The sequence below is a fragment of the Pseudomonas sp. NPDC088444 genome (assembly GCF_044900175.1).
Lineage (GTDB): Bacteria > Pseudomonadota > Gammaproteobacteria > Pseudomonadales > Pseudomonadaceae > Aquipseudomonas.
Genome location: NZ_JBJDNK010000004.1, coordinates 337,463 through 360,281 on the forward strand (window position 1 = coordinate 337,463; position 22,819 = coordinate 360,281).

At 60.1% G+C, this 22,819-nt stretch carries 20 protein-coding genes; 13 read left to right on the forward strand and 7 right to left on the reverse strand.

Translation table 11 applies throughout. The features are described 5' to 3' along the window. Positions 1–97 precede the first annotated feature (97 nt). From ACI2KB_RS10660 to ACI2KB_RS10675, 4 genes are all read right to left on the reverse strand, one after another. Entirely contained in the window at positions 98–730 is a 633-nt protein-coding gene (locus tag ACI2KB_RS10660) for a pseudouridine synthase (RefSeq protein ID WP_404634179.1), read from the reverse strand. 65 nt (positions 731–795) lie between these two features. Beyond that, positions 796–2,292, reverse strand: coding sequence for an AMP nucleosidase (amn, locus tag ACI2KB_RS10665; RefSeq protein ID WP_404634365.1), 1,497 nt, complete (start codon positions 2,290–2,292; stop codon positions 796–798). Between the two features lie 70 nt (positions 2,293–2,362). Further along, positions 2,363–4,015 (reverse strand): acyl-CoA dehydrogenase family protein, encoded by a 1,653-nt coding sequence (locus tag ACI2KB_RS10670; RefSeq protein WP_404634181.1) that lies wholly within the window; start codon positions 4,013–4,015, stop codon positions 2,363–2,365. A 75-nt stretch (positions 4,016–4,090) separates the two neighbouring features. Next, on the reverse strand, positions 4,091–6,058 hold the full coding sequence (locus tag ACI2KB_RS10675; protein ID WP_404634183.1) for a 7TM diverse intracellular signaling domain-containing protein: 1,968 nt from the start codon (positions 6,056–6,058) through the stop codon (positions 4,091–4,093). 334 nt (positions 6,059–6,392) lie between these two features. Between ACI2KB_RS10675 and ACI2KB_RS10680 the strand changes: the two genes are divergently transcribed. From ACI2KB_RS10680 to ACI2KB_RS10695, 4 genes are all read left to right on the forward strand, one after another. Continuing rightward, positions 6,393–7,190 carry a hydroxymethylpyrimidine/phosphomethylpyrimidine kinase gene (locus tag ACI2KB_RS10680; RefSeq protein WP_404634185.1) on the forward strand — a complete coding sequence of 266 codons (798 nt, stop codon included), beginning with the start codon at positions 6,393–6,395 and terminating at the stop codon, positions 7,188–7,190. A gap of 24 nt (positions 7,191–7,214) precedes the next feature. Beyond that, positions 7,215–7,841 (forward strand): thiamine phosphate synthase, encoded by a 627-nt coding sequence (gene thiE, locus ACI2KB_RS10685; RefSeq protein ID WP_404634187.1) that lies wholly within the window; start codon positions 7,215–7,217, stop codon positions 7,839–7,841. Between the two features lie 50 nt (positions 7,842–7,891). Further along, a complete protein-coding gene (hemL, locus tag ACI2KB_RS10690) occupies positions 7,892–9,175 on the forward strand; it encodes a glutamate-1-semialdehyde 2,1-aminomutase (protein ID WP_404634189.1) in 1,284 nt (427 codons plus the stop codon). A gap of 341 nt (positions 9,176–9,516) precedes the next feature. Further along, positions 9,517–10,080, forward strand: a complete 564-nt coding sequence (locus ACI2KB_RS10695) for a tetratricopeptide repeat protein (protein ID WP_404634191.1) — start codon at positions 9,517–9,519, stop codon at positions 10,078–10,080. Positions 10,081–10,089: 9 nt separating this feature from the next. On the opposite strand, the gene ACI2KB_RS10700 is transcribed toward ACI2KB_RS10695, so the two are convergent. After that, positions 10,090–10,416, reverse strand: a complete 327-nt coding sequence (locus ACI2KB_RS10700; RefSeq protein WP_404634193.1) for a DUF1820 family protein — start codon at positions 10,414–10,416, stop codon at positions 10,090–10,092. Between the two features lie 133 nt (positions 10,417–10,549). Here ACI2KB_RS10700 and miaB point away from each other — a divergent pair, with 133 nt between their 5' ends. From miaB to lnt, 5 genes are all read left to right on the forward strand, one after another. Then, positions 10,550–11,878 carry a tRNA (N6-isopentenyl adenosine(37)-C2)-methylthiotransferase MiaB gene (gene miaB, locus ACI2KB_RS10705; RefSeq protein WP_404634195.1) on the forward strand — a complete coding sequence of 443 codons (1,329 nt, stop codon included), beginning with the start codon at positions 10,550–10,552 and terminating at the stop codon, positions 11,876–11,878. 247 nt (positions 11,879–12,125) lie between these two features. Then, positions 12,126–13,133: a PhoH family protein gene (locus ACI2KB_RS10710; RefSeq protein ID WP_404634197.1), complete on the forward strand. Its 1,008-nt coding sequence runs from the start codon at positions 12,126–12,128 to the stop codon at positions 13,131–13,133. After that, a complete protein-coding gene (gene ybeY / locus ACI2KB_RS10715; RefSeq protein WP_404634199.1) occupies positions 13,126–13,626 on the forward strand; it encodes an rRNA maturation RNase YbeY in 501 nt (166 codons plus the stop codon). Before ACI2KB_RS10710 ends, ybeY begins: the two co-directional genes overlap by 8 nt. Positions 13,627–13,631: 5 nt before the next feature. Then, entirely contained in the window at positions 13,632–14,474 is an 843-nt protein-coding gene (locus tag ACI2KB_RS10720) for an HlyC/CorC family transporter (protein ID WP_074757034.1), read from the forward strand. Between the two features lie 28 nt (positions 14,475–14,502). Continuing rightward, a complete protein-coding gene (lnt, locus tag ACI2KB_RS10725; RefSeq protein ID WP_404634201.1) occupies positions 14,503–16,023 on the forward strand; it encodes an apolipoprotein N-acyltransferase in 1,521 nt (506 codons plus the stop codon). Between the two features lie 236 nt (positions 16,024–16,259). On the opposite strand, the gene ACI2KB_RS10730 is transcribed toward lnt, so the two are convergent. Further along, complete coding sequence (locus ACI2KB_RS10730; protein WP_404634203.1) at positions 16,260–17,021, reverse strand: YdcF family protein; 762 nt, start codon at positions 17,019–17,021, stop codon at positions 16,260–16,262. Positions 17,022–17,107: 86 nt separating this feature from the next. Then, the gene (locus ACI2KB_RS10735) at positions 17,108–17,491 is read right to left on the reverse strand and encodes a hypothetical protein (RefSeq protein WP_404634205.1); all 384 of its coding nucleotides are present in this window, start codon (positions 17,489–17,491) and stop codon (positions 17,108–17,110) included. A gap of 292 nt (positions 17,492–17,783) precedes the next feature. Here ACI2KB_RS10735 and leuS point away from each other — a divergent pair, with 292 nt between their 5' ends. The 4 genes from leuS (at position 17,784) to arfA (ending at position 22,548) form a co-directional block, all read left to right on the forward strand. After that, complete coding sequence (gene leuS, locus ACI2KB_RS10740; protein ID WP_404634207.1) at positions 17,784–20,390, forward strand: leucine--tRNA ligase; 2,607 nt, start codon at positions 17,784–17,786, stop codon at positions 20,388–20,390. Positions 20,391–20,479: 89 nt separating this feature from the next. Continuing rightward, positions 20,480–21,085, forward strand: a complete 606-nt coding sequence (gene lptE / locus ACI2KB_RS10745; RefSeq protein ID WP_404634209.1) for an LPS assembly lipoprotein LptE — start codon at positions 20,480–20,482, stop codon at positions 21,083–21,085. Between the two features lie 42 nt (positions 21,086–21,127). Further along, positions 21,128–22,165 carry a DNA polymerase III subunit delta gene (gene holA, locus ACI2KB_RS10750; protein ID WP_404634211.1) on the forward strand — a complete coding sequence of 346 codons (1,038 nt, stop codon included), beginning with the start codon at positions 21,128–21,130 and terminating at the stop codon, positions 22,163–22,165. A gap of 224 nt (positions 22,166–22,389) precedes the next feature. Next, positions 22,390–22,548, forward strand: a complete 159-nt coding sequence (gene arfA / locus ACI2KB_RS10755; RefSeq protein WP_404634213.1) for an alternative ribosome rescue factor ArfA — start codon at positions 22,390–22,392, stop codon at positions 22,546–22,548. The last annotated feature ends 271 nt before the right edge of the window (positions 22,549–22,819 follow it).

The following is a 22,819-nucleotide window of genomic DNA, read 5'->3' on the forward strand; positions in this document are numbered from 1 at the left end:
CTTTTCTGTGGGAGCCGGCTTGCTGGCGAAAGCGGTGTGTCAGGCAACATTGATGTTCAGGGTCTGGCGCTTTCGCCAGCAAGCCGGCTCTCACAAATTAAAGCCTCGCAGGCACTTCCCGCCACTGCCCCTGATCCAGCCCCTCGATACTCCAGTCGCCAATCCGCACTCGCACCAGCCGCAACGTCGGCAAACCGACCGCTGCGGTCATCCGGCGCACCTGGCGGTTGCGGCCTTCCTTGATGATCAACTCCAGCCAACTCGTCGGCACGCTTTTACGAAAACGCACCGGAGGATTGCGTGGCCACAACTCCGGCTCATCCAGTTGGCGAGCCTGCGCAGGCAATGTCGGGCCATCATTCAACTCAACGCCATCGCGCAGCGTTTGCAATTGCTCCTCGGAAGGCTCGCCCTCGACCTGCACCCAATATGTCTTGGCCAACTTGTGTTTGGGATCGGCAATGCGCGCTTGCAACTGCCCGTCGTTGGTGAGCAGCAACAGGCCTTCGCTGTCCCGGTCCAGCCGACCTGCGGGATAAATCCCGGGGATCTCGATGAAGTCCTTGAGCGTCGCGCGCCCTTCTCCATCGCTGAACTGAGTCAGCACATCGAATGGTTTGTTGAACAGGATCAGCCGAGGCTCGGCGGGCGGGGCCTTGGCAACACGGCGAGGCGCGCCGGCAGTCTTCGACGCAGGTCGGCGGGAAACGGGAGGTTGATGACGGGGCATGACGACTCAAAACGCATAAACAGAAAGGGCCACTTTAGTGGCCCTTGCGCAAAATGCCTAACGAATCAACGGAACGGCGGCTCATCGAAGCTGCGCAGTTTGCGCGAGTGCAGCGAGTTGAGCTGGGTGCGCATCAGGTCAAGGGCAGCGATGCCGATCTTCAAATGCTGGGTCACCGCACGTTCGTAGAACGCGTTGGCCGACCCCGGCAGTTTGATTTCGCTGTGCAACGGCTTGTCCGACACGCAGAGCAGCGTCCCGTACGGCACCCGCAGACGATAGCCCTGCGCGGCGATGGTACCGCTTTCCATGTCCACGGCCACGGCACGGGACAAGTTGATCAATGGCCGCTCCTGCGCCCAGCGCAGTTCCCAGTTACGGTCGTCATAGGTCAACACGGTGCCGGTGCGCAGACGTTTTTTCAGGTCATCGCCACGCTCGCCCGTGACTTGCGCAGCCGACTCCTGCAAAGCCAGTTGCACTTCGGCCAGCGCGGGAATCGGGATGTTCGGCGGCAGCACGCGGTCAAGAATTCCGTCACGGCGCATGTAGGCGTGGGCGAGCACATAGTCGCCAATGGTCTGCGACTGACGCAGGCCGCCGCAGTGACCAATCATCAGCCAGCAATGCGGACGCAGCACCGCCAGGTGGTCGGTGATGTTCTTGGCGTTGGACGGGCCGACGCCAATGTTGACCAACGTCACGCCATGGCCATCTTCAGCGATCAAATGGTAGGCCGGCATCTGATAGCGGTGCCAGACCACGCTGGACACGATGGCCTGTGCTTCGCCGTGGTCCATGCTCTTGTCGACGACGACGTTGCCCGGCAACACCATCTTCACGAAGCGGGGGTCGTCACGCAGTTTTTCCAGACCATGGACGATGAACTGGTCGACGTAGCGGTGGTAGTTGGTCAGCAAAATCCACGGCTGCACATGGCGCCAGTCGCTGCCGGTGTAATGCACCAGGCGACGCAGCGAGAAATCCACACGCGCGGCATCGAACAGTGCCAACGGCAGCGGGTCGGTGTTGGCCCAATCGTACAGGCCGTCGGCAATGCCATCGGTTGCAGCGGACAGATCGGTGCTCGGGAAGACTCGGGCCAGTGTCGCGGCCGTCACGCCAGTGCCTGCCAGTTCGTCGCCCTGTTCAACCACATACGGATATGGAATGTTCTGCTCGCTGACGCCCACTTCGACCGTGACGGTGAAGTCGTTCATCAGCGGTGTGAGCTGTTCGATCAGGTATTTGCGAAAGGCTGCCGGATGGGTGACGGTGACGCTGTAAGTGCCCGGCAGTTGAACCTTGGCGTAGGCGCGAGTGGTCAGCGGCACTTCACCCTGGCAGTGATAGGTCAGACGTAATTCGGGGTAGCGGAACAGCAGGCGCTCGGCGGCGTCGGGTTCGATGCGGTCTTTCAGATAACGCTTGAGCGCCTGACTCAAGGCGGTGGTCGCACGACCGTGCAATTCGGCAAGCCGGTCCACGGCTTGTTCGGCGGTTTTTACGACGATAAAAGCTTCAGTCACGATGCGCATCCTTCTGATCTTGCAAGGCTCCATCTTGCCTGCAACAGCGGGCGAAGGCACGAACTGATGCGACCAGCACCGCATATCCTTGTAGGTGCGTGCGTTAATCAGACAAATGTGGTGAAGATCTGGCCACCAACGCCTCGACGTCCACCCCACGCGGCAGCGCACCATACACCCGCCCCGGCTGTTCGATGCGCCCGGCGATGAATCCGTCACTGACCACCGAATTCCCCGCCTCCAGCAGCAACTTGGCCTGTAGTGCAACGGCGATGTCTTCGGTCAACTGGCGGGCGCGGTACTGAATGTCCGCCGTGTCTGTAAACGCCACTTTCAGCCGTTCGATGTGTCGGGCCAGCCGCTTGTCGCCATGGCCATCGCCCAACTCGTCGAACAGCGCATCCAGCACGCCCGGCTCCTTGGACAACGCCCGCAGCACGTCCAGACACTGCACATTGCCCGAGCCTTCCCATGTCGAGTTGACCGGCGCTTCCCGGTACAAGCGCGGCAAAATCGTATCTTCGACATACCCCGCGCCACCCATGCACTCGGCCGCCTCGTTGATCATCGCGGGGGCGCGTTTGCAGATCCAGTATTTACCCACCGCCGTCACCAGCCGGGCGAAACGCGCTTCGTGGGCATCGCCCAGACGCTCCAGCGAACGCCCCATGCGCAGACTCAATGCCAGCGCCGCCTCGCTTTCCAGCGCCAGATCCGCCAGCACGTTTTGCATCAACGGCTGCTCGCTCAATACACGTCCGCTGACACTGCGATGTGCGCAATGATGCGCCGCCTGGGTCAGCGCCTGACGCATTAATGCGCTGGAGCCGGTCATGCAATCGAAGCGGGTCATGGCCACCATTTCGATAATGGTCGGAACGCCGCGCCCCTCCTCACCCACCATCCAGGCCAACGCGCCGCGAAACTCGACTTCACTGGAGGCGTTCGACCAATTGCCCAGTTTGTTCTTCAAGCGCTGTATGTAGAACTCGTTGCGGGTGTCGTCCGGGCGATGGCGCGGCAGCAGGAAACAGGTCAGGCCTTTGTCAGTCTGTGCCAGGGTCAGGAAGGCATCGCACATCGGCGCGGAACAGAACCACTTGTGGCCGACCAATTCGTAAGCCTGACCGGGGCCTGGCTGGCCCACCGGGTAAGCGCGTGTCGTGTTGGCGCGCACGTCGGTACCGCCCTGTTTTTCGGTCATGGCCATGCCGATGGTCGCCCCCGCTTTGTGGGCGATGCCAACGTTGCGGGGGTCGTATTGCGTGGCGAGAATTTTCGGCAGCCAGACCTCAGCCAGATCGGGTTGCAGCCTGAGCGCAGGCACGCTGGCGAAGGTCATGGTCAGCGGGCAACCGCTGCCCGCTTCGGCCTGGGAATGCAGATAGCTCATAGACGCCCGGGCCACGTGCGCGCCCTCGCGAGCGTCGGTCCAGGGCAATGATGGGATGCCGTGCTCGACGGCGGTTTGCATCAGTTGATGGTAAGCCGGGTGAAATTCCACCAGATCGATGCGGTGCCCGTAGCGATCATGGCTGGCGAACACGGGCTTGTTCTGATTGGCGAGAAACCCCGCTTCCATCAACGGACCACCGGCGAGCGCGCCGTATGCATCGATTCTCGACTCGGCCCAGCCAGCGCCAAATCGCCGGGCCCACTCCTGCAACGGCAGGTCGATGCGGTAGAGGTTGGTGCCGTCCAGCGATGGCGGCTGGTTGGTGACCTCGTGGGTCTCGGCGAACTGATGCAGGTTCATGGAGGGCTCCGGTCCGTTCGGCAGATAAGCGCCAGTGAAACACGCACCCGAACCCGAAAAAAGCGCCATAGACGACTAAATCACGGCGCTTTTGCCCTCTTTAGCGCGCTCCATTTCCACGCTCAAACGGAACTGGCTGCCATTACCCGGTTCGGACTGATGGCTCAGACGACCGCCCTGCAACTCGATCAACTGCCGACAGATTGCCAGCCCGATGCCCAGCCCGCCGTATTCCCGGGTCATGGAGCCGTCCACCTGATAGAAATTGGCGTAGAGGGTTTCTTCGTCCAGCCGGTTGAAGCCAATGCCCGTGTCGATCACGTCAACCAGCAGCCGCACCTGTCGATCATCGGTGCAATGACCGCTGACTCGAATACGGATCGACCCGGCCTTGGTGAACTTGATGGCGTTATCCATCAGGCAGTCCAGACACTGACGCAATCTGAAGGCATCGCCGTGCAGGCCGTCGGGCAGACTTGCGTCCATATCGATGTTCAGCGAAAGCGATTTGGCTCGCGCCAGAGGCTCGAAGGTGCTACGGACCTGGAACAGCAGATGACGCAGGCTGAACGTCGCGTTCTGTACCGCAATGCGCCCGGCCTGAAGCTCGGTCAAGGTCAGAATTCCGTTGACGATGCCCATCATGTTTTGCGCAGATTCCGCCGCTGTCTGGCGATACAGTTCCATTTCGCCCTCATCGCCGTCCATTTGCATTAGCTCAAGAGAGCCGATCACGCCGTTCATCGGTGTGCGCAGTTCATGGGTCAATGTGGCAAGGAACTCGTCTTTCAGGCGATTGCTGACCGCCAATTGCTGATTGAGCTTTTCAAGGTCGCGACTCGACTGAGCCAGAATCTGGGCCTCGCGATCGCGCATGGTGTTGATGCGATCCGCCAGCGCCAGAGACAGCAGCGCCACTTCCACCACCGAACCGATCTGGCTGGCGTACATGGTCCAGAAATTGTTCGGCAGGTGGCCGAGCAACATGGTGGCGTTGATCACCCCGCCCAGCAGAAAGGCGGACCAGGCAAAGATGAAATAGCGCGCCACACGACGCCCCTTGAGCCACGCCACCACACCAATCAACAGAATCACTGGGGTGAACACCAGCACCAACGCGGTGACCAGCCGCAGCGCGATGCCGTAGTCCATGCACAGCGACAGGACCATGATCACCGCCGCGCAGGCCATCATCAGCCACAGTGGCGCATCCAGCCACCACCCCAGACGCGAGGTTTGCAGGAACTTGCGGGCGAACTGGCTGGCGAAGAGGATCGCCGCCGCAATCAGAAAGGTCGTGGAGGTGTTGGCCCACCAGGGGTTGTCAGGCCAGAAATACTCGATCCCCGCGCCATTCACCGACACTTGATACAGGCCGAAACAGGTGATGTAGAGGATGTAATAGAAGTAACTGGTGTCTCGGATGCTCAGATAGATGAACAGGTTGTAGACCAGCATGACCACCAGCACGCCGTAGATCATGCCGAGAATGTATAGCCTCGCGGGTTGTTCTTCGATGTAGGCGTGGCTGGACCAGAGATTAAGAGGCGCCTGCACCGAGCCATGACTGGCCACCCGGATATAAGCCGTCTTGGTGTCATGGGGTTGAAGATTCAGATCGAAAAGGTAGTTGTTCTGTTTTATCTGACGGCTGGAGAACGGCAGCATGTCGCCGGTCTGCCAGGTCAGGCTTGGCGAGACACCATCACTGGCCAGGTACAGATCCACGTGATCCATCGGCGGGTAGGCCAGCTCCAACAACCAGTCGGCGGAGGCCACCGGATTGAGCGGCCGATAGGTCAAATCCACTTTCAGCCAGTACGCCGAGCGCGAATAGCCGGCATTCAGGGAACTGGCGTCCAGCGCATGAAACTTCGCCAGCCCCGAGGCTGACGACACCTCTTCAATGGTCGCCTCGCCAGTCGGGTCCTCGAACACCATCGTCGCCCGCCCCAATGGCAATGTGCGCGTGTGCTCGTCGAAATCCAGCGCGCTGGCCAGCGTCGGCAAGAGAACCAACAGCAACGTCAGAAATATACGCATGCGAAACCGCCCGTTTGATTGTGGGCGGCGTAGTGAATCCCCCAGTCCATTGGAGACGACATTTCAATCCGGGCAGCCCCGGCCAACTGGGTTAACGGGCAACGCACTTGCATTCACTCTTATGGAGGGGAAACAGAATCTGACCGAAAGCATAGCTTTTGATAGCTAGATGACACCATCTAAATCGTCACATTCCAAGCTTTCGTGAGTCTTTCATGACGATCGGCATGTACCAACCTGAAACCACCGGGCTAGAGCGGTCCCATCCTAATCCGCGAAATTTCCCCCAGCGACCAGCGGTCCGGCAAAAACTTTAGTGGTAAGCTCGCGCACCATGAATATCTATAGCTCCCGCCCCGTTGTCCTCTGTCTCTCCGGCCACGACCCCAGTGGCGGCGCCGGTCTGCAGGCAGATATCGAAGCCCTGCTCGCTCAGGGTTGCCATGCCGCGCCTGCGGTTACCGCATTGACGGTGCAAGACACCGTGAACGTCACTGACTTCCGGGTGCTGGACCGCGAGTGGGTATTGGCGCAAGCCAACGCCGTGCTCAACGATTCGAGCGTTGCAGCCGTGAAGCTGGGCATGCTCGGTTCGCTGGAAATGGTCGACACCGTTGTCGAACTGCTACAGGCCCATCCGCACTTGCCACTGGTCTGCGACCCGGTTCTGCGTGCAGGTGGCGGCGGTCGTCTGGGCAAGGATGAAGTGGGTTACGCCATGCGCGAACGCCTGCTGCCGCTGGCGACCATCGCCACGCCGAACCTGCCCGAAGCGCGCATTCTGGCCGAACTGCCGGAAGGCACCGCAGACGAATGTGCGGAAAAACTGCTGCCGTTCTGCGAACACCTGCTGATCACCGGCGGGCATGGCGACGAACACGAAGTCCACAACCGCCTCTACATCCGCAACGGCCAGTCACGCACCTTCACCTGCCAGCGTTTGCCGGGCAGCTACCACGGCTCAGGTTGCACACTGGCCAGCGCCTTGGCGGGTCGGCTGGCCCTTGGGCAGGACGTGATCAGCGCCGTGGAAACCGCGCTGGACTACACTTGGCGCACGTTGCGCGACGCCGAACAACTGGGCAAAGGCCAGTTCGTTCCCCGTCGTCTGCCGCTGGATTTTTGCTCGTAACGCCACGAACAAGAGGCACCCCTGATGAAACTGCGTGGCTTGTACGCCGTTACCGACAGCCAACTGTTGGCCGGAAAATTCCTGTCTTACGTCGAAGCCGCTCTCGATGGCGGCGTGACCCTGCTGCAATACCGTGACAAATCCGGTGACGAGACCCGCCGCCTGCGCGAGGCCTCGGAACTGCTGAAACTGTGCGAACGCTACAAGACCCGTCTGATCATCAACGATGACGCCGAAGTCGCCGCGCGTTTGGGCGTCGGGGTGCATTTGGGTCAGACCGACGGTTCACTGCCGGACGCCCGCGCGCTGCTGGGTCACAAGGCGATCGTCGGTGCGACCTGCCACGCCCAGCTCGAACTGGCCGAAAAAGCCAAGGCCGATGGCGCGACTTATGTGGCTTTCGGCCGCTTCTTCAATTCCAACACCAAGCCCGGCGCACCGGCGTGCAGCCTTGAGATGCTGGCCGAAGCGCGCAAGCGCATTTCGCTGCCCATCGCCGTCATTGGCGGTGTCACGCTGGAAAACGCCGCGCCCCTGGTGGCTCAGGGCGCCGACCTGCTGGCGGTGGTGCACGGCCTGTTCGGCGCAGACACCGCCCAGGAAGTCACCCGTCGCGCCCGCGCGTTCAACGATCTGTTCAAACCCGCCTGATCCTGCATCGGGCCGGTTCACCTCATTCGATTCAAACAGAGACCTCATCAATGTCCCGTTCTGAAACCCTCTTCGCCAATGCACAGAAGCACATCCCCGGTGGCGTCAACTCGCCCGTTCGCGCGTTCAAGAGCGTCGGTGGCACACCGCTGTTCTTCAAACACGCCGCTGGCGCCTACGTCACTGACGAAGACGACAAGCGTTATGTCGATTACGTAGGTTCGTGGGGTCCGATGATTCTCGGCCACAGCCATCCGGACGTGCTGGACGCGGTGCGCAAACAACTGGAACACGGCCTGTCCTATGGCGCGCCGACCGCCATGGAAACCGAGATGGCCGATCTGGTCTGCTCCATCGTGCCGTCGATGGAAATGGTGCGCATGGTCAGCTCCGGCACTGAAGCAACCATGAGCGCGATCCGTCTGGCCCGTGGTTTCACTGGCCGTGACAGCATCATCAAGTTCGAAGGTTGCTACCACGGCCACTCCGACAGCCTGCTGGTCAAGGCCGGTTCCGGCGCCCTGACCCTCGGCGTGCCAAGCTCGCCGGGCGTACCTGCCGCGTTCGCCAAACATACGCTGACCCTGCCGTTCAACGACATCGATGCCGTCAAGGCGATGCTCGCGGAAGTGGGCCAGGAAGTGGCGTGCATCATCGTCGAACCCGTGGCAGGCAACATGAACTGCGTGCCACCCGCTCCGGGTTTCCTGCAAGGCCTGCGCGAAGAATGCGACAAACATGGCGTTGTGTTGATTTTCGACGAAGTGATGACCGGCTTCCGCGTTGCCCTCGGCGGTGCGCAGGCTTACTACGGCGTCAGACCTGATCTGAGCACCTTCGGCAAGATCATCGGTGGCGGCATGCCGGTGGGCTGCTTCGGCGGCAAGCGCGAAATCATGTCCCACATCGCCCCGCTTGGCCCGGTTTACCAGGCTGGCACGCTGTCGGGCAACCCGCTGGCGATGGCCGCAGGCCTGACGACGCTGCGTCTAATCAGCCGTCCGGGTTTCCACGACGAACTGACCGCCTACACCACCCGTCTGCTGGAAGGCCTGCAACAGCGCGCCGATGCAGCGGGCATTCCGTTCACCACCACCCAGGCGGGCGGCATGTTTGGTCTGTATTTCACTGATGCGAAGAGCATCGTGACCTTCCAGGACGTGATGAGCAGCGACGCAGAGCGCTTCAAGCGCTTCTTCCATCTAATGCTGGACGGCGGCGTGTACCTGGCGCCGAGTGCATTCGAGGCCGGTTTCACCTCCATCGCCCATGGTGATGCCGAACTGCAACTCACCCTCGATGCGGCCGAGAAGGCGTTCGCCCAGTTGAAGTAACCCCGCCAGACCTTGTGGGAGCCGGCTTGCTGGCGAAAGCGCAGTGTCAGTCACTAAAAGTTTGGCTGACACGACGCCTTCGCCAGCAAGCCGGCTCCCACAATAGAGCTGCGTAACGCCTGACGCATTAACGGTTGATTTGAGTTGTTTCTGCGTTATTTTTGTTGAATCGTTATATCCGCACAGCGGATTGAGCGCCTGAAGTCAGGCCCATCAAGCCCGTGCGGCAGAATTTGAGCAAAGACTTTGTAAGGTTGGCCCTGCTTATTTCATAATGCGCAGCCAGCACGTTTTAGCTGGACGGGCATGCCCGCACCTTTTTTAGAGGTAAGTCGACTTCCATGAATCGCACCGGCCGCACCCTTGCATTGGGCTGCCTGTTGCTTCTTCATCCCCTGCTGGCAAATGCAGGTGGCAACTCGTTGTTAATCCCAGCGGTGGGTCGCTGCACCCTGAATACCCAGCCAGACAACCTGCCAGCCGCGTTGGCGGCCTGCCAGCAGGCGGCGCAGAGTGGGGATGCACAAGCACAATACGAGTTGGGACAGTTCTATTACGACGGCAAGAATGCGCCGCGCGATCTCTCTCAGGCACTCACTTACTTCGAACAGGCCTCATTGCAAGGCCATGCACAGGCGCAATATCAATTGGGCCTGATGTTCTTTAAGGGCGAAGGGGTTCAGGCCAATAACATCCAGGCGTATATCGTGCTGAAGATGGCAGCGGTCAACGGTTCTGAAGATGCACTGGATCAGGCCGACGAAGTGTCCGCGCAAATGAAGAAGGAAGACCTGGACGTCGCCAGCCAAGTGCTGGGGCAAATTTTCCGCAAATATCTGCTGGAATTGCAGACCGCTGAAGGGCGCACGCCTTTCGCACCCTTCCCGGACACCAGCAAGCCCTGATCGAGCCGGTTACTTTTCCGGCATCGGCATAGGAAACGGCATGACGTTTCCGGCCGGACGCGCCTCACTGATCTTCGCCGTCCCCATCCGCTCGACTTCGTCGATACGCACGATCGAATGCATCGGCACGAAGCTGCGCACCACGCCATCGAACTGCGCCTTCAATTTCTCTTCGCTGGGATCGACCACCACCGTTGTCCGCTCACCGAAGACAAATTCCTCGACCTCCAGAAAGCCCCACAGATCGCTTTGGTAGATCTGCTTGGCGTACATCTCGTACACCTGGCCCTGGTTGAGAAAAATCACCTTGTAGATTGGAGCTTCGCGTTTGGTCATGACAGGCAGGCAATGATCGGTGTTAAAAAGGGCGCAAACTATAGCACGCCACTCGTTAGCCAACGCTAGGAAGCCGGGGCGCGGGTCACTATAATGCGCGGTTCTTCGAATCACCTGATGAATCCGAACCCGCATGGCCAAGAAGCTTTACATCGAAACCCACGGTTGCCAGATGAACGAGTACGACAGCTCGCGCATGGTGGATCTGCTGGGCGAACATCAAGCACTGGAAGTCACCGCTCGCGCGGAAGATGCCGACGTGATCCTGCTCAATACCTGCTCGATTCGCGAACGTGCGCAAGATCGCGTGTACTCCCAGCTTGGTCGCTGGCGTGAATTGAAACTGGCGAACCCGGAGATGGTGATCGCTGTGGGCGGCTGCGTTGCCAGCCAGGAAGGCGAGGCGATCCGTGATCGCGCGCCTTATGTCGACGTGGTGTTCGGCCCTCAGACCCTGCACCGCCTGCCGGAAATGATCGACGCCGCTCGCGTGACCCGCCTGCCGCAAGTCGATATTTCATTCCCTGAAATCGAAAAATTCGACCACCTGCCCGAGCCTCGCGTCGACGGCCCGAGCGCTTATGTGTCGGTCATGGAAGGGTGCAGCAAGTACTGCACGTTCTGCGTGGTGCCTTACACCCGTGGCGAGGAAGTCAGCCGTCCATTCGACGACGTGATCACTGAAGTTTTCCACCTCGCCGAAAATGGCGTGCGTGAAGTGACCCTGTTAGGCCAGAACGTCAACGGCTATCGCGGCACCACCCACGACGGGCGCGTGGCCGACCTGGCGGAGCTGATTCGCGTGGTCGCCGCCATCGACGGCATCGACCGCATTCGCTACACCACGTCGCACCCGTTGGAGTTTTCGGACAGCCTGATTCAGGCCCACGCCGAGGTGCCGGAGCTGGTCAAACACCTGCATTTGCCGGTGCAATCGGGCTCCGACCGCATTCTGGCGGCGATGAAACGCAACCACACCGTGCTGGAATACAAATCTCGCCTGCGCAAACTTCGCGCCGCCGTGCCGGATATCTGCATCAGCTCGGACTTCATCGTCGGCTTCCCTGGCGAGACCGAAAAAGACCACCAGCAGACGATGAAACTGGTGGAGGACGTCGGCATGGACTTCTCCTACTCCTTCGTCTACAGCCAGCGTCCCGGTACTCCGGCAGCCGATCTGGCCGACGATACCCCGGAAGAAGTCAAGAAAGAGCGCCTGAAGCAACTGCAACACCTGATCGACCGTCAGGGCTTCGAAATCAGCCGTCGCATGGCAGGCACGGTGCAGCGCATTCTTGTCACCGACTACTCGAAGAAGGACCCCGGCGAGTTGCAGGGCCGCACCGAGAACAACCGCATCGTCAACTTCCGCTGCGATAACCCCAAGGTGATCGGGCAGTTCGTTGATGTGTACATCGACAGCGCACAGCCGCACTCGCTGCGCGGGTCGTTGTTGCAATAGGAGCAGACAGCAGATACCCCTGTGGGAGCGAATTCATTCGCGATGCGATGGTACAGCCGATGGAAATGTGTCGAATGTCCGGCCCATCGCGAATGAATTCGCTCCCACAGGAGTGACGCGTTCGACACAGCACCGCGCACGAATGACATCGGCTCTCTAACCATTAGTAAGCCAACCCTTTCGGACACTGCCGACAGGGGTTATCCTTCATTTCACCTTTATTGCCGTCGGGCGGCTAAAAACCACTTTGAACGCATCTATCGAACCTCATCGTTTCAGCCTCGAACCCATTGAGGCCCATCGCTTCGCCAACTTGTGCGGGCAATTCGACGAACACCTGCGTCTGATCGAACAGCGTCTGGACATCGAGATCCGCAACCGCGGCGGCCAGTTCGAAATGATCGGCGAGCCGAAAAAGACCACTTCGGCAGAGAACCTGCTGCGTCGGCTGTATCGGGAAACCAAGAGCACCGAACTGTCCCCGGACATGGTTCACCTGTTTCTACAAGAGTCCGGCGTCGAAGAGCTGGACAATCACCCTGCCGCCGACGCTGGCGTGGCGCTTCGCACGAAAAAAGGCATGATTCGCCCACGCGGCCTGAATCAGCAGCGCTATGTAAAAGAAATCCTCGGCAACGACATCAACTTCGGCATCGGCCCGGCCGGTACGGGTAAAACGTACCTGGCAGTGGCGGCTGCGGTCGATGCGCTGGAGCGCGAGCAGATTCGCCGCATCCTGCTGGTTCGCCCGGCAGTCGAGGCAGGCGAAAAGCTCGGTTTCCTGCCAGGCGACCTGGCGCAGAAAATTGACCCGTATCTGCGACCGCTCTACGACGCACTGTACGAGATGCTCGGCTTCGAATACGTCGCCAAGCTGATCGAGAAGCAGGTGATCGAAGTCGCACCGCTGGCCTACATGCGCGGTCGCACCCTTAATAACAGCTTCATCATTCTCGACGAGAGTCAGAACACTACCGTCGAGCAGATGAAGATGTTTCTGACCCGTATTGGCTTCGGCTCCACCGCTGTAATCACTGGTGACATTACTCAGATCGACCTGCCGCGCGGCACAAAGTCCGGTCTGACCCACGTCATCGAAGTGCTCAAGGACGTGCCGGGCATCAGCTTCACCCACTTCAAGCCCAAGGACGTCGTGCGCCACCCGCTGGTGCAACGCATCGTCGAAGCCTACGAGCGCTTCGAAGCGAGCCACGCCGAACAGCAGCCTCCACGGGATTACCGCCGCGATGCTTGAGCTGGATCTGCAAGTCGCGAGTGAAGCCAGCGCCCCCAGCGAAGCTCAGTTCCGCCTCTGGTGTGAAATGGGCCTGCGCCAGCGCACGGCTGACTCGGAAATGACCATCCGGCTGGTCGACGAACCCGAAGGCCGGGAACTGAATCACACGTGGCGTCACAAAGACTACGCCACCAATGTGCTGTCCTTTCCTGCCGAAGTCCCCGATGAACTCCTCGACATCCCGTTACTGGGCGATCTGGTCATCTGCGTCCCGGTGGTCGCGCGTGAAGCGGCCGAGCAAGGCAAGGCGCTGGATGCACACTGGGCGCATCTGGTGATTCACGGCTGTCTGCATTTGCTCGGCTACGATCACGTCGACGACGATGAAGCCGAGGAAATGGAAGCGCTGGAACGGGAGTTGCTTGCAGAGCTGGGCTATCCCGATCCCTACGCCGACGATGAACTCGTCGACACACCATCTACAGAAACACCAGGCAAGGACCACGAGTAAGGGCTATGAGCGAAGACCGATCGAGCAACGGGCAAAAGTCATGGTTGGGCAAACTGACCCAGGCATTTGCCCATGAGCCGAAAAACCGCCAGGAGCTGCTTGAGCTGCTGCGCGAAGCCCATCAGAACAAGCTGCTGGACAGCGAAGCACTGGCCATTGTCGAAGGCGCCATTCAGGTCGCTGACTTGCAGGTGCGCGACATCATGGTGCCGCGCTCGCAGATGATCAGCATCAAGGCCAGCCAGAGCCCTCGTGAATTCCTGCCTGCCGTGATCGATTCGGCGCACTCGCGCTACCCGGTCATCGGCGAAAGTCACGACGACGTGCTCGGCGTGCTGCTGGCCAAAGACCTGCTGCCTCTGATCCTCAAGGACAACGGCGGCGCAGGCGACGTCAAGAACCTGCTGCGTCCGGCGACCTTCGTGCCGGAATCCAAGCGCCTCAATGTGCTGCTGCGTGAATTCCGCGCCAACCATAACCACATGGCCATCGTCATCGACGAATACGGTGGTGTTGCGGGCCTTGTGACCATCGAGGACGTGCTGGAGCAGATCGTTGGCGACATCGAAGACGAGCACGACGTCGAGGAAGACAGCTACATCAAACCGCTGCCCAGCGGCGACTTCCTGGTCAAGGCGCTGACGCCGATCGAGAGCTTCAACGAGTTTTTCGACAGCGAATTCTCCGATGACGAATTCGACACCGTGGGCGGTCTGGTGATGAACGCGTTCGGGCATTTGCCCAAACGTAACGAAATCACCGAAATCGGCGCGTATCGTTTCCGCATTCTGAATGCTGACAGCCGTCGTATTCATCTGCTGCGCCTGAGCCCGATCTCCCGCTCGTAACGTCGTATCCCGTAAAAAAGGAATGAAAATGCGCTGGATCACTCGCCCCGGCTGGCCCGGTAACCTGCTGGCCGTGGCGGCTGGCGCACTGACCACCCTGGCCCTTGCGCCGTTCGATATCTGGCCACTGGCGATTGTCGCGCTGGCGGTCTTCTACCTTGGGCTGCGCGACCTGAAACCACGGCAGGCGTTGTGGCGCGGCTGGTCCTACGGCTTCGGCCTGTTCGGCGGCGGGACGAGCTGGATCTACGTCAGCATCCACACTTACGGCGAAGCCCCGGTGTGGCTGGCGGGCTTCCTGATGGTGCTGTTCTGCGCGTCGGTGGCGTTCTTCTTTGCCCTGCCCGCCTTTTTGTGGGCGCGCTGGATTCGTCGTAACGAAGCGCCGTTGGCCGACGCCCTCGCCTTCGCCGCATTCTGGTTTGGTCAGGAAATGTTTCGTGGCTGGTTCCTGACCGGCTTCCCTTGGCTTTATTCCGGTTACAGCCAGCTCGATGGCCCCTTGAAAGGCCTCGCGCCATTGGGTGGCATGTGGCTGATCTCCTTCAGTCTCGCCTTGACCGCCGCCCTGCTTTGCAACCTGCCACGGCTGCGTGCTCGCAAAAGCTTTCTCGCCGCAGGCGTCGCTCTGCTGCTGGCGCCTTGGGGTATCGGCCTGAGCCTGAAAAACCACGCATGGACCGAGCCGTCCGGCACACCGCTGAAAGTCGCGGCCATGCAAGGCAACGTCGAACAAAGCATGAAATGGGACCCGGCTGCGCTCAATGCACAACTGGCCCTGTACCGCGACATGACGTTCACCTCGCAGAAAGCCGACCTGATCATCTGGCCGGAAACTGCGGTGCCGGTGCTCAAGGAGTCGGTTGAAGGCTATTTGTCGGTGATGGGCAAATTCGCCGCCGACCGCGACTCGGCACTGATCACAGGCGTCCCCCTGCGGCAGAAAACCGGGCGCGGCGAGTACCGTTACTACAACGCCATCACCGTGACCGGCGAAGGAGATGGCACCTACTTGAAGCAGAAGCTGGTGCCATTCGGTGAATACGTGCCGTTGCAGGATGTATTGCGCGGGCTGATCACGTTCTTCGATCTGCCCATGTCGGATTTCGCCAGAGGCCCTGCCGATCAGGCCTTGTTGCAGGCCAAGGGTTATCAGATCGCACCGTTCATTTGCTACGAGGTGGTCTACCCGGAGTTTGCCGCCGGACTCTCTGCCCAGAGCGATTTGTTGCTGACGGTGAGCAATGACACCTGGTTCGGCACCTCGATTGGTCCCTTGCAGCACCTGCAAATGGCGCAAATGCGCGCGCTGGAAGCCGGCCGCTGGATGATCCGCGCCACCAACAACGGCGTCAGCGCGTTGATCGATCCGTTCGGCCAGATCACCACCACCGTCCCGCAGTTCCAGCGTGCAGTGATGTATGGCGAGGTCACGCCGATGCACAAACTCACGCCTTACCTGCACTGGCGTTCGTGGCCGCTGATCATTCTGTCGGTGCTCTTGATTGGCTGGGCGCTGCTGGCGAGCCGGATTGCCAAGACGGTTTGACACAAGGCTCGACTACAACACCAATCCCTGTGGGAGATTCCATGTTGCCTGATCAACGGCTTTCGCCACCCAGTTGGCTCCCACGAGGATCGCGCCGAGCCTAAATCTCGTGTCCGACGCAGAAACTGTGGGAGCCGGCTTGCTGGCGATTGCGATATGTCAGTCAACGCTGCTTTGATTGACCCAGCACTTTCGCCGGCAAGCCGGACTGCTACAGGTGATCTGCGTAGTTTCGATCACCGATAAAACAACCGATACCCCACCAGCCCCGCCGCTTCATTCAGCAACTGCCCACTCTGCCAGACAGCTTTAGCCTCAGGCGTCCAGCCACCGAATGGCCGGGCATTGTCGACACTCAAAAAACCGACCGGTGCAGGCACCACTTCAAAACCCGCCTTCTCGAAACTCCAGACCGAACGCGGCATGTGCCAGGCCTGCGTCACCACGACCACACGCTTGATGCCCTGCGGCAGCAGAGTCGCCGCGCTCATCGTCGCGTTTTCCCACGTCGTCCGGCTTTCACCCTCTTGCCAGCGCACCGTTACGCCAAAGTCATCTCGCAACGAGTCAGCCATGATCGCGGCTTCGCTCGGAGGCTCGCCATAATGCAAACCACCCGTAGTCAGAATCGGCAGGCCCGATGCCTTCGACAAACGAGCGGCATAGCGCAGGCGCTCAAGCGCAACACCGGTCGGAATATCCGCCCCCCAGCTCGGGTCGTTGCGCTCACGCCCCGAACCCAATACCACGATAGCGTCAGCGCGCTGCGCCAAGGTTGCCCATTCGCTCCGCGAAAGAGGCGGAACGCTTTCAATACCTTTAGCCGACCATTCGACGACAACCGGCAGACTCATTGCGGTCAGCCCCAACAACCCCACACAAAACAACAGGCGGGCCAGACGTGGCCGGGCATTTCTCAGCCACCAGGCAAACAGCAAGAGCAGCAGAAAGATGCCCGGCGGCAAAAGAATATTTTTGATGAAATATCGAACAGGCATCGGGCATCTCCAGAAGATGCCCGAAGCCTAATGGGAATGACACTAAGCAACAATGCTTAATCAGACGGGACTGACACCCGTAATCGTTACCGCTTGAAATGTTTGCTGGAACTGTAGCGACTCAACTTTGCCGACACCTTGGCGCGACGTTGATCCTTCAGCCAGATGACATTGGCCGCTGGACGCGGGGCGCGGAACGGCTCCGAAGGCTCCCGTGAAGTGTTGGAACTGCCCTTCTTTACGATGTTCGGTGTTTCCTCTTTTACGACGGCCTCATGTTTTTCGTTGCGATCCAGATACGCCTCGATCAACTGAAATTCGGCGTGGCTCAAGCCACGCAACTCCAGTTCAAGAGGATGTTCATCACGAAGCCGGACTGCTGTTTTCGCCATATCCAGGGCCAGCCCCAGACGATCAATCAAACGGTCATACAGATCAGGATTCTTTACTTGGTGCCGCAGCTCTGCCATCCGTTCACCTCACTGAAGATAAACTCATACCCTCGTCAATGAGCTTAGCGGCACTGCGAAAACCGGCGCGATGCCGCGACCAACGGCGGGCGGGGCTTGCGGGCATGTAATCAGGGTTTCCCTAGGCAGTCTGCCCTCATGTATGCTACGGCGCTTCTTGTCATTCCACTTCCGCTCACCCGGACACAAATACACCGCGTCACCGAACGGCCTTGCCCGAACAGCGATGCCCAACCGGTCCGGGAATGCAGCGAAGCGGTCAAGGGTCACCAATCTCTAGTCAAAAGTAGCCATGCACGAACTCTATCAGCCCCGTGAAATCGAAGCCGCCGCCCAGACCTTCTGGGAAGAGCAAAAGTCGTTTGAAGTCAGCGAGCAGCCAGGCAAGGACACATACTATTGCCTGTCGATGTTCCCTTACCCCAGCGGCAAGCTACACATGGGGCACGTGCGCAACTACACCATCGGTGACGTGATCGCGCGCTATCAGCGCATGCAGGGCAAGAACGTGCTGCAACCAATGGGCTGGGACGCTTTCGGCATGCCGGCCGAAAACGCCGCGATGAAGAACAACGTCGCACCGGCCAAATGGACCTACGAAAACATTGCCTACATGAAAACCCAGCTCAAGAGCCTGGGTCTGGCGATCGACTGGTCGCGCGAAGTCACCACCTGCAAGCCTGACTACTACCGTTGGGAACAGTGGCTGTTCACTCGCCTGTTCGAAAAAGGCGTGATCTACCGCAAGAACGGCACCGTGAACTGGGACCCGGTCGACCAGACCGTTCTGGCCAACGAGCAAGTGATCGACGGGCGCGGCTGGCGCTCGGGCGCGGTGATCGAAAAACGCGAAATCCCGATGTACTACTTCAAGATCACGGCCTACGCCGATGAGCTGCTGGAGAGCCTCGACGAGCTGCCGGGCTGGCCTGAACAGGTCAAGACCATGCAGCGCAACTGGATCGGCAAATCCCGTGGGATGGAAGTGCAGTTCCCGTACGATCAAGCCTCGATCGGCGAAGCCGGTGCACTGAAAGTCTTCACCACTCGCGCTGACACCCTGATGGGCGCGACTTACGTGGCCGTGGCCGCCGAGCACCCGCTGGCGACCCTCGCCGCGCAAAACAACCCTGAACTGCAAGCGTTCATCAACGAATGCAAGAGCGGCAGCGTCGCGGAAGCTGACGTCGCCACCCAGGAAAAGAAAGGCCTGCCGACCTCGCTGTTCGTCGAGCACCCGCTGACTGGCGAGAAGCTGCCGGTCTGGGTCGCCAACTACGTATTGATGCACTACGGCGATGGCGCGGTCATGGCCGTTCCGGCCCACGACGAGCGCGACTTCGAATTCGCCACCAAGTACAACCTGCCGATCAAATCGGTGGTGCGTACCAGCGCAGGCGATGCATCCCCTGCCCCATGGCAGGACGCCTATGGCGAGCACGGCGTGTTGATCAATTCCGGTGAGTTCGACGGCCTGGACTTCGCGGGCGCATTCGACGCCATGGAAGCCGCGCTGATCAAGAAAGAACTCGGCAAATCCCGCACTCAATTCCGCCTGCGCGACTGGGGCATCAGCCGTCAGCGCTACTGGGGCTGCCCGATTCCGATCATTCACTGCGACGCGTGCGGCGACGTGCCTGTCCCTGAAGATCAACTGCCGGTCAAACTGCCGGAAGACGTCGTACCGGATGGTGCAGGCTCGCCACTGGCGCGCATGCCTGAATTCTACGAGTGCACGTGCCCGAAATGCGGTGCACCCGCCAAACGCGAAACAGACACCATGGACACCTTCGTGGAATCGTCCTGGTACTTCGCCCGCTACGCCTCGCCTCACTACGAAGGCGGCATGGTCGACCCGAAAGCGGCCAACCACTGGCTGCCGGTCGACCAATACATCGGCGGCATCGAACACGCGATTCTGCACCTGCTGTACGCGCGTTTCTTCCACAAACTGATGCGAGACGAAGGTCTGGTCAGCTCCAACGAGCCGTTCAAGAACCTGTTGACTCAGGGCATGGTGGTCGCCGAGACCTTCTACCGTCTGGAGGCCAACGGCAGCAAAACCTGGTTCAACCCGGCCGATGTCGAATTCGAACGCGACAGCAAGGCCAAGATCATCGGCGCCAAGCTGATCGCAGACGGCCTGCCGGTGGAAATCGGCGGCATCGAGAAGATGGCCAAGTCGAAAAACAACGGCGTTGACCCGCAATCGATGATCGATCAGTACGGCGCTGACACTTGCCGTCTGTTCATGATGTTCGCCTCGCCGCCTGACATGAGCCTGGAATGGTCCGACTCGGGCGTCGAAGGCTCGCACCGTTTCCTCAAGCGCGTATGGCGTCTGGGCCAGGCCCATGTGACGGCTGGCCTGCCGGGCACACTGGACAAAGCGGCGCTGACGGACGATCAGAAAGCCATTCGCCGTTCGATTCACCTGGCCATCAAGCAAGCCGGCCAGGACGTCGGTCAGCACCACAAATTCAACACCGCCATCGCTCAGGTGATGACGCTGATGAACGTGCTGGAAAAAGCACCACAAGCATCGGAACAGGATCGCGCGCTGCTCCAGGAAGGCCTGGAAACCGTGGCTCTTTTGCTGGCCCCGATTACGCCGCACATCAGCCACCAATTGTGGAGCGCGCTGGGCCACGCCGATCCGGTCATCGACGCTGGCTGGCCTGTGGTCGACGACGCCGCGCTGGTTCAGGACTCGCTGCAACTGGTGGTACAAGTCAATGGCAAGCTGCGTGGCCACATCGAAGTGCCTGCCAGCGCCAGCCGTGAAGAGGTCGAAGCCGCTGCACGGACCAACGAAAACGTGCTGCGTTTCACCGATGGCCTGACGATCCGCAAAGTGATCGTGGTACCCGGCAAACTGGTGAACATCGTCGCCAGCTGATTGGATCAGGCGCCTGGTATCACCGGGCGCCGAATACACTTCCAGGGCTCGCAGATTCGGGCTCAAACGGATTCAAGGGGAGCAACAAGATGATCAAACGCAATCTGCTGGTTATGGGCCTCGCGGTATTGCTGAGCGCCTGCGGTTTCCAGCTGCGTGGCACTGGCACGAACGCCATCTCCATCAAGGAATTGGACGTAAGCGCTCGCGATGCCTATGGCGAAGTCGTGACGCAACTGCGTCAAACGCTGACCAACAGTGGTGTGCATGTTTACACCGGTGCGCAGTACAAGCTGTTTCTGGCCCGCGAGGATGAAACCCAACGTACGGCCAGCTACGTAGGTTCGGGCCGCTCGGCCGAATACGAACTGACCACCGTGCTCAAGTACGAAATCCACGGCAGCAAGAACGTCCTGCTGCTGGAAGACAACGTGCAGGCACAGAAAATCTTCGTACACGACGGCAACAACCTGATCGGTTCGGACCAGGAAGCCGAGCAAATCCGCAAGGAAATGCGCAGCGACCTGGTGCAAAAGATGATGGCCCGTCTGCAACTGCTGACGCCTGAACGTCTGGATGAACTGCAAGCCAAGGCCGATGCCGCAGCGCGCGCTCAAGCCGATGCTGAAGCGGCCGCTCAACGCATTCGCGACGAGACGCCGCAGCAGTCGCCTGTCGAATTCCCGACCAAGTGACGATATCGGGGCCGGTTCGCCGGCCCCGATCTTTTCTGACCGATGAAACTCGCCCCCGCCCAACTCGCCAAACACCTGCAGGGTGCGCTTTCGCCTGTCTATGTCGTCAGCGGCGATGACCCGTTGCAATGCCAGGAAGCGTGCGACGCCATTCGCACGGCAGCACGCCAACAAGGCTTTGATGAACGACAGGTGTTCAGCGCTGACTCCAGCTTCGACTGGGGCACCCTGCTGCAAGCAGGCGCCAGCATGTCGCTGTTCGCCGAACGCCGCCTGCTGGAACTGCGCCTACCCTCTGGCAAGCCCGGTGACAAAGGCGCTGCTGCACTGCTGGAATACTGCAACCGCCCGGCTGAAGACACACTGTTGCTGATCAGCCTGCCGAAACTCGACGGCGCGGCGCAGAAAACCAAGTGGGGCAAGGCACTGGTCGAAGGGGCGCAGACGCAGTTCGTGCAAATCTGGCCAGTGGATGCCAGCCAGTTGCCGCAATGGATTCGTCAGCGTTTGTCACAATCGGGTCTGGCCGCCAGCCCTGATGCGATCGAACTGATTGCCGCGCGCGTCGAGGGCAACCTGCTGGCCGCCGCTCAGGAAGTCGAGAAGCTCAAGCTGATGGCCGAAGAGGGCCAGATCACCGTCGAAACCGTTCAGGCTGCCGTGGCCGATAGTGCGCGATTCGACGTTTTCGGTCTGACCGATGCCATCCTCAACGGCGAGGCGTCTCACGCCCTGCGCATGCTTGAAGGCTTGCGTGGTGAAGGCGTCGAACCGCCGGTGATTCTCTGGGCCTTGTCCCGCGAACTCCGAGTGCTGGCAAACCTGGCGTTGCAGTTCAGCCAGGGCGTGCCCCTGGACAAAGCCTTCAGCCAGGCCCGCCCCCCCATCTGGGACAAGCGCAAACCACTGATGAGCAAGGCACTGCAACGGCATTCGGTACGCCGCTGGAACCAGTTGCTGATGGACGCTCAGCACATTGACGCGCAGATCAAAGGTCAGGCGCCCGGTTCGGTGTGGAACAGCCTGAGCCTGTTGTCACTGCAAATGGCTGGACAGCGACTGGCGTTGCCGTCGGAGTAACGTCCACAGAGCAACACAAATCCCCTGTAGGAGCGAATTCATTCGCGATGGCGTCGGCACAGTTGACATCATCGTTGTCTGACACCCCGTTTCGCGAATGAATTCGCTCCCACAGCAGATCACCGTCGTTTGGAGCCCGTTGCTATAGCACAGATCAATTAGACCCCAACCGCAATCTGTCCCATCATCCCGCCGCGTCATACACCACCTCAGAGAACACCGCCATGAGCAAAGCCAAAAAGCGGCCGAACAAGGCCAAATCCATCATCGCCCAGCCCCTGTTCCGCAGCCGCCAGGAACAACCCGCCAAGGGCAAAGGCAGCTACCGCCGCGAAGCCTTCCAGTCGAGAGATTGGGAGGCTTCTTCCGTTATGGCTGCGTGAAAACATGCCAGGTTACTGACTGGCGCCCCGCCGGCAGAGCCGACATGTTAAGGTCTGCACCTTACGGTTTTTCCCTGTGGACCCCAGAATGCCCCTTAGCTTTCCCCGTTGTTGGCATGTCCGCCAACTGATCGCCGCCTCCAGCCTTCTCGTGCTGGTCGCCTGCGCGGAGCAACCCACCGCTGCCGTCGCCACCCCGCTCCAGGCCGCCCCCATGACGGTCGCTAAGTCCGCACCAGGCATCCCCACCGCCGTCGCTCAGCCAGACGAT

What these genes read in the sequence shown, in the direction of transcription:
- ACI2KB_RS10660 (WP_404634179.1), bottom strand. Translation starts at nt 730, where the DNA reads ATGCCCCGTCATCAACCTCCCGTTTCCCGCCGACCTGCGTCGAAGACT.
- amn (WP_404634365.1), bottom strand. Translation starts at nt 2,292, where the DNA reads ATGGAGCCTTGCAAGATCAGAAGGATGCGCATCGTGACTGAAGCTTTT.
- ACI2KB_RS10670 (WP_404634181.1), bottom strand. Translation starts at nt 4,015, where the DNA reads ATGAACCTGCATCAGTTCGCCGAGACCCACGAGGTCACCAACCAGCCG.
- ACI2KB_RS10675 (WP_404634183.1), bottom strand. Translation starts at nt 6,058, where the DNA reads ATGCGTATATTTCTGACGTTGCTGTTGGTTCTCTTGCCGACGCTGGCC.
- ACI2KB_RS10680 (WP_404634185.1), top strand. Translation starts at nt 6,393, where the DNA reads ATGAATATCTATAGCTCCCGCCCCGTTGTCCTCTGTCTCTCCGGCCAC.
- thiE (WP_404634187.1), top strand. Translation starts at nt 7,215, where the DNA reads ATGAAACTGCGTGGCTTGTACGCCGTTACCGACAGCCAACTGTTGGCC.
- hemL (WP_404634189.1), top strand. Translation starts at nt 7,892, where the DNA reads ATGTCCCGTTCTGAAACCCTCTTCGCCAATGCACAGAAGCACATCCCC.
- ACI2KB_RS10695 (WP_404634191.1), top strand. Translation starts at nt 9,517, where the DNA reads ATGAATCGCACCGGCCGCACCCTTGCATTGGGCTGCCTGTTGCTTCTT.
- ACI2KB_RS10700 (WP_404634193.1), bottom strand. Translation starts at nt 10,416, where the DNA reads ATGACCAAACGCGAAGCTCCAATCTACAAGGTGATTTTTCTCAACCAG.
- miaB (WP_404634195.1), top strand. Translation starts at nt 10,550, where the DNA reads ATGGCCAAGAAGCTTTACATCGAAACCCACGGTTGCCAGATGAACGAG.
- ybeY (WP_404634199.1), top strand. Translation starts at nt 13,126, where the DNA reads ATGCTTGAGCTGGATCTGCAAGTCGCGAGTGAAGCCAGCGCCCCCAGC.
- ACI2KB_RS10720 (WP_074757034.1), top strand. Translation starts at nt 13,632, where the DNA reads ATGAGCGAAGACCGATCGAGCAACGGGCAAAAGTCATGGTTGGGCAAA.
- lnt (WP_404634201.1), top strand. Translation starts at nt 14,503, where the DNA reads ATGCGCTGGATCACTCGCCCCGGCTGGCCCGGTAACCTGCTGGCCGTG.
- ACI2KB_RS10730 (WP_404634203.1), bottom strand. Translation starts at nt 17,021, where the DNA reads ATGCCTGTTCGATATTTCATCAAAAATATTCTTTTGCCGCCGGGCATC.
- ACI2KB_RS10735 (WP_404634205.1), bottom strand. Translation starts at nt 17,491, where the DNA reads ATGGCAGAGCTGCGGCACCAAGTAAAGAATCCTGATCTGTATGACCGT.
- leuS (WP_404634207.1), top strand. Translation starts at nt 17,784, where the DNA reads ATGCACGAACTCTATCAGCCCCGTGAAATCGAAGCCGCCGCCCAGACC.
- lptE (WP_404634209.1), top strand. Translation starts at nt 20,480, where the DNA reads ATGATCAAACGCAATCTGCTGGTTATGGGCCTCGCGGTATTGCTGAGC.
- holA (WP_404634211.1), top strand. Translation starts at nt 21,128, where the DNA reads ATGAAACTCGCCCCCGCCCAACTCGCCAAACACCTGCAGGGTGCGCTT.
- arfA (WP_404634213.1), top strand. Translation starts at nt 22,390, where the DNA reads ATGAGCAAAGCCAAAAAGCGGCCGAACAAGGCCAAATCCATCATCGCC.